At 56.9% G+C, this 5,768-nt stretch carries 4 protein-coding genes; 1 reads left to right on the forward strand and 3 read right to left on the reverse strand.

The features are described from left to right. Positions 1-1,096, forward strand: a 1,096-nt coding sequence (locus VEZ52_RS11005; RefSeq protein ID WP_324836850.1) for an EAL domain-containing protein, incomplete at its 5' end; no start/stop codon positions are given. A gap of 104 nt (positions 1,097-1,200) precedes the next feature. Here the strand turns inward: VEZ52_RS11005 and VEZ52_RS11010 are convergent. The 3 genes from VEZ52_RS11010 to VEZ52_RS11020 all read right to left on the reverse strand — a co-directional run bounded on the left by VEZ52_RS11010 (position 1,201) and on the right by VEZ52_RS11020 (position 4,955). Then, positions 1,201-2,025: a P-loop NTPase gene (locus VEZ52_RS11010; protein ID WP_324836851.1), complete on the reverse strand. Its 825-nt coding sequence runs from the start codon at positions 2,023-2,025 to the stop codon at positions 1,201-1,203. A gap of 87 nt (positions 2,026-2,112) precedes the next feature. Beyond that, complete coding sequence (gene cooS / locus VEZ52_RS11015) at positions 2,113-4,008, reverse strand: anaerobic carbon-monoxide dehydrogenase catalytic subunit (RefSeq protein WP_324836852.1); 1,896 nt, start codon at positions 4,006-4,008, stop codon at positions 2,113-2,115. A 242-nt stretch (positions 4,009-4,250) separates the two neighbouring features. Then, a complete protein-coding gene (locus VEZ52_RS11020; protein WP_324836854.1) occupies positions 4,251-4,955 on the reverse strand; it encodes a Crp/Fnr family transcriptional regulator in 705 nt (234 codons plus the stop codon). Between the last annotated feature and the right edge of the window lie 813 nt (positions 4,956-5,768).

Consider the following 5,768-nt stretch of genomic DNA (forward strand, 5'->3'; position numbering starts at 1 on the left):
TGCCTGGACCACCCCCCCGCTGATCAGCGGCTATGTCGCGACTGGCAGCATCAACGGCTCAATTTTGCAGATGATAAACCTTGGGCTGGGATTTTTCATATATCTGCCCTTTGTGGCTCTCTCTGACGCAGTGCGCGAAAAGCACGGCAAGCAGGTTATGCACAACCTGCTGCAAATTGCCAGCCGCTGTGATTTTGGGTCTCCCGACACTCGCAAGTGCCTGAATATTCCCGGTGAAGTGGGCCGCCTTGCCCACACGCTTGCCACAGACCTTGAGCGGTCGCTAAACGCCAATGACGGTCAGCTCTATCTTGTGTTTCAGCCGCAGTGCGACCACACGGCAAAGCGCGTGGCAGGCGTGGAAGCCCTGCTGCGGTGGGATCACCCCATATATGGCCCTGTGGCCCCGCCCATTATTGTTGCGCTTGCCGAAGACACAAACCTCATTGACCGACTGGGCAAGTTTGTACTGCTTGAGGCCTGTAAACAGCGCGCTGCATGGCATCCCGCTGTTCCGCATGACCTTGTGATCGCCGTCAATATCACTCCCAGCCAGCTGCGCAATGCCAACTTTGCCCAGATGGTGCTTGGTACGCTGCACGGTCTGGGCCTTACACCCACACAGCTTGAACTGGAGATCACGGAATCTTCCATTCTGGAACCAGACGCACGCACACTCGACCTGCTTACCCGCCTGCGTGTGCTTGGAGTACGCCTTGCCATTGATGATTTCGGCATGGGGCACACATCGCTGCGCTACATCCGCGCCTTCCCCGTGACAACGGTCAAGGTTGACCGATCCCTCACGGAAAGCCTCAACAGCAACGTGCAGGAACAGATCGTGCGCAGCATTCTGGATTTGAGCCGCAGCCTGCGCATAACCACCGTGGTGGAAGGCGTGGAGGACGAGCAGCAGCTGCGCGTTTTTACCGGCATCGGCTACCACACGTTTCAGGGCTATTATTTCAGCCGCCCGCTTTCTGGTGCGGACTGCCTGGACTTTGTGCTGCGCTACAACGGGCAGAAGGATCAGGAAGATAAGGCAGCAGCAGACGTTTTTTCCTCATGCCCCATCACGCAAAAAGCCCCGGCATAACCGGGGCCTGAACTTTATCGCTTGAACTCTCACCAATCTGCCTCAATCATCCCCTGTCAGACAGGGCCAAGACCGTGTGACGGACAAAGCCTGCGCTACCTTCTTTAGACGGATTTGCCTTCGATTTTTTTCAACAGGCTGGCGCAAAAGCTATCCAGCATCTGTTCTGTTTCGTCGCCCAACCCCTCTGTTTCGTCGCCCAACCCCAGAACAGAACCAGAACGCAACTGGCGCGCCCGTAGCGCCTCAAGATCAGGCATACTGACGCGTTGTTGCGGTAGATCGGCTATAGGCGGCAGGTTTGCGACCTGGTCAGGTGTGGCCTTGTTCAGCACCAGCACCTGACGGTGCAGTCCCAGGTCGCCAGCCATGCGGGCAACCTCCGCCGCTGTTTCCAGCGAGCGCATGCTCGGCTCGGATACCACCAGCAAGGCGTCCACATGTGCCACAGTTCCCCGGCCCAGGTGCTCCACACCGGCCTCCATATCCACCAGCACCCATTCGCGCCTGTCGAGCACCAGATGCGCCAGCAGGGCCTTGAGCAGGGCGTTGCTTTCACAAGCGCAGCCGCCCCCGGCGCTGGTCAAGGGGCCCATGACCAGCAGACGTTTGTCTCCAGCGGTTTTCTCCCCCTCCCCAGCAACAGGCAGGGGAGCTGACAGAGCCTCGGGCAGATCGCTGACATGCGGATCAAGATCCATCATGCCGCCCTTGCCAGCTGGGCGAATACGCTCTTCGATCAATGCGGCGCGCAGGGTGAGGGCTTCCGGCAGGTCAGCTCGCGCGAGGCCTGAGGCCTGCCCAAGCGAAAGCGCCGTGTCGGCATCCACAAGCCAGACTTTTTCTCCACGCCGCGCCAGATAATCACCAAGCCAGGCGGTGATGGAGGTTTTGCCCACGCCGCCCTTGCCAGAAACGGCAATCTTCATGCAATCCCCCTGTGGTTTATGTATTAGTCCTTGAGCGTTGCACAGAGCGGGCAGGCCCTGCCCACCCGCCCTGCAAAACACACTGGCCTAAGGCTGCAGGCCAAGGCCCTGACGCTTCTGCCGGATACGCGCATCCAGCAGGTCAGCCGCCTTTTCGGGATCGTCATTCACCACAAAGGATGCACCCACAATCTCTTCCAGACCGTTCAGGGCTATATCCGTCACTTTTTCCGAGCCGAGAATATTAGGCGGCAGGCCCAGATGCGTGTAGATGCCGCTGGCAACAGCATACAGGCCGATGGCCGCCGCTTTTTCAGAGTACCATTCCGGCGAGGACGCGCCCACGGGCAGATCGGAAATATCCACGCCCAGGGCATTGGCGATCAGCGCGCACAGCTGCAAAATACGGGCGTTATCCACGCAGCTGCCGAGGTGCAGCACTGGCGGAATGCCCAGCGCGCCGCACAGGCTTTGCAGCCCGGGCCCGGCCATGGAAGCGCCCTCAGGCACCAGCAGCCCGGCCTTGCCCGCCGCAGTGGTGACGCAGCCTGTGGCAAGAACCATAATATCTTTTTTGATAAGCGCCTTCATGAGGCCCACGTTGGCCGAGTCGTGCTTGATCTTGGGGTTGTTGCAGCCGACCACGCCCACAAATCCACGCACAGTGCCAGCCTTGACGGCATCCAGCAAGGGATCAAGCGAGCCGCCCAGAGCCTCAAGAATGGCCTCGTTGGAAAAACCGGTCATGATGCTGACAGGTTCGCCGGGGATTTCCACACGCTTGGGGTCGCGCTCCAAGAATGCGTCCACCGCCATGCGCACGATCTTGCGGGCTTCTTCCCGCGCATTTTCGGGGTGGAAATTAAAATGGATGGCCCCGGTAAAGCGCGCCTTGGCGGCAGTGTCGATAAAGCGGGTGTGGTAGCAGCCAGCCACCTGTACCAGGCTCGGCATGATGCACTGATAGTCCACCACCACAACTTCCACAGCGCCGGTCACGATTGCAAGCTCCGTCATCAGGTGGTTGCCCGCCATGGGGATGCCCTGGCGCATGAGCAGTTCGTTACCGGTGCAGCACAAACCTGCCACAGTGATGCCGGTGGCTCCGTTCTTTTTGGCAAGCTCGATCATTTCAGGGTCGCGAGCTGCGTCCAGAATCATCTCGGACACCACCGGATTGTGACCGTGCACCAATATATTGACCGTGCCCTTTTTGATAACGCCAAGATTGGCGGTGGACATCTTGGGCTTGGGAGTACCGAAAAGCACGTCACACAGTTCCGTGGCGATCATGGAGCCTGCCCAGCCATCGGCCAGGGCGCAGCGCGCCGCATGCAGCATGGTATTGGGCGCATCGTTATCGCAACCCATGTGGGTGCGGTGCATCATTTCGGCAATTTCACGGTCAACGCCGCGCGGAGTGATGTCGAGTTTTTCCCACAGCTCGCGGCGCTTGGCCGGAACTCGGGAGACAAAATTGACCGCCTTGCGCCTGCTGCCAAAATCGCTGTAGCAGGCATCCACCACATCGGCAGCAACATCAAGAGCCTCGCGCCCTTCTGTTGCAACGCCCAGTTCAGCGGCAATGCGCCGCAGTTTGGCCTCGTCCCGAATCTGATAGCCTGGGGCGCGGCCTTCCACCACTGCCTCCAGGGCTTCGATCACATCACGCCCGTGATCCGAATGCCCGGCTGAACCGCCTGCTATAAAGCGCCCAAAGTTGCGGGCCACAATCACATCGGCGTCTGCGCCACACACGCCGCGCGAAAGTTTTCCACCGGGTTCGGCCTTTGCACTGATGCGGCACGGCCCCATGACGCAGTTGCGACAGGTAGTGCCAAGCTCGCAAAATCGGCAATGCGGCGTTTGCTGATCCAGCCTGTCCCAGGCAGTTTCCACACCATCTGCTCTGGCCTTTGCAAGCATGCTTTTGGCATCATCCCATATAGACATGTCATTGATGTCGCGCTTTTTACTTTCCATAACAGCCCCACAAACCTTGAGGTTACACGGCGCGCCAAGTCTGCGCCGCTATCTTTGTCATAGTGGTATCACAGTCAGGCAGGAGCGTCTGTCAGATGCGCGACAAAGGAACGGTGATGATTTTTATAACAAGTTAACAAAATGAAATAATTATATTATTTAAAATTATCTCGTAAAAATAGTAGTAAAAAACTCTGAAATTGAGAATTTGAAAGGCCTGAGTAGAGGAATATCCTGGCGGATTAGTCCAGAAGTTCGCGAAGTCGACCTTCGTCGAGAATGCAATATACGCCGCGCTGCTCTTTAAGCAGGATACCCGAGCGGGTCAGGTCGGTCAGCAAGGTGGAAATGGTCTGGCGGGACGCCCCGAGGGTCTGGGCCAACATCTCGCCCGAAAGCTGCAAGCGGGCGCGGCGGCGGCCATCCGGGCCGGGGGCGTTTTCTTGTGCGGCAGATACAAGATATCGGGCCAGGCGGGCAGAAACATCGCGTAGAGCGAGGCCATCAACAATACTGAACGTATTTTTGAGAATACCGCCAAGCACACGCACCACAGACACTGTAAACTGCGGCACGGACATCATGCGTTGGTTAAACGTTGGCGTGTCCACCAGGAGAATTGTAGTATCTTCAACAGCTTGAACCTGCGCGCTGGAATGGCTGACGTACACATCGCCCGGTTTAAGAAAGGCGATGGTAAATTCTTTTTCGCCATAGGCCAGATACACACGCACAAGCCCCTTGCTCACAATAAACACGTAATTGCCAGCTATCAGCCGATTCACTGCAGGAGAAACTGCTGTGGGGGTGCTGTCCAGCTCTTCCTCGTAGCTGGGCGCGAAAATCATGCTGTTTTTGGGAAAACTGCGCTCATGAAAAGCGGAAAGCAGCGAGGAGAATTCCGGCTTGGCCAGTTCATCCAGCAAATTGACTGAGGTAAACTTCATGAGATTCTCCTGCGTCCAGCATGCTTATAGATTCGCAGGGAATACACGGCATGACGAAATTTGTTCGGTCATTCCACTGTAACCCGGCGCTGCTGATTTAAACATATAGTCCATGCACAAATTCGTCAAAGATTTCGCTGTGCATTGGAGGTTGAGAAGGATGCGGAACTAATTTTTTTTATGCTCTGTATGGCGCACAGAACGGCCTGAACGGAGAGCTGGAAAGAATTTATAAATATTGCGTTCAAGTGTTCGAAAATTAGCTTTTGAGAATTAGCTGTAATTTGTTGGCTTTTGGGTTCGGGATTCTGTCTCCCCGCCAGGTTTGGTGAGCCTTTCCGCGGGCGATTTCTGTTCACCGTGAATTGACTTTTACTGTCCTTCAGCCATGGGGTTTCGCCCCGGCGGAGTTTGGGACGCCTGAGCGGCGCGCAGCAAGGCGGGGCCGGTTATGGGGCTACGCCCCCTTCGCGGCCCCCCTTGCATCCCCCCCGAAGCACCCCCAAAGAGAGACTATCAATACCCCCAGTGTGGCGAGGGCAACGCGGCTGTAGCTGCGGGAGCTTCCTTCCCTCGCTGGGCTCGCTCAGGTGATCTCCCTCCGCGCCGCGTAAATGCCAGATAGCGCTTTTGCGTTGGATAAAGGCCGTTTCAGCCAACACCCCAGATAACAATTCTGCTTTGAAAGCTGCTCGTTGGCTCAAACTGCCTTCGCCACAATAATTGTTGCCTCTCAAAAGATTTTGCTTCGCTGCGGGCATCATCACAAACAAAACGTGTTGATTACTCCCCTAGGAACCTTGAAGCAAAACC

Origin of the sequence: Desulfovibrio sp., from assembly GCF_035644575.1 — a bacterium.
GTDB lineage: Bacteria > Desulfobacterota > Desulfovibrionia > Desulfovibrionales > Desulfovibrionaceae > Desulfovibrio.

Excerpts from the sequence above, each read along its gene's own strand:
- VEZ52_RS11010 (WP_324836851.1), bottom strand. The coding sequence starts at position 2,025 with ATGAAGATTGCCGTTTCTGGCAAGGGCGGCGTGGGCAAAACCTCCATC.
- cooS (WP_324836852.1), bottom strand. The coding sequence starts at position 4,008 with ATGGAAAGTAAAAAGCGCGACATCAATGACATGTCTATATGGGATGAT.
- VEZ52_RS11020 (WP_324836854.1), bottom strand. The coding sequence starts at position 4,955 with ATGAAGTTTACCTCAGTCAATTTGCTGGATGAACTGGCCAAGCCGGAA.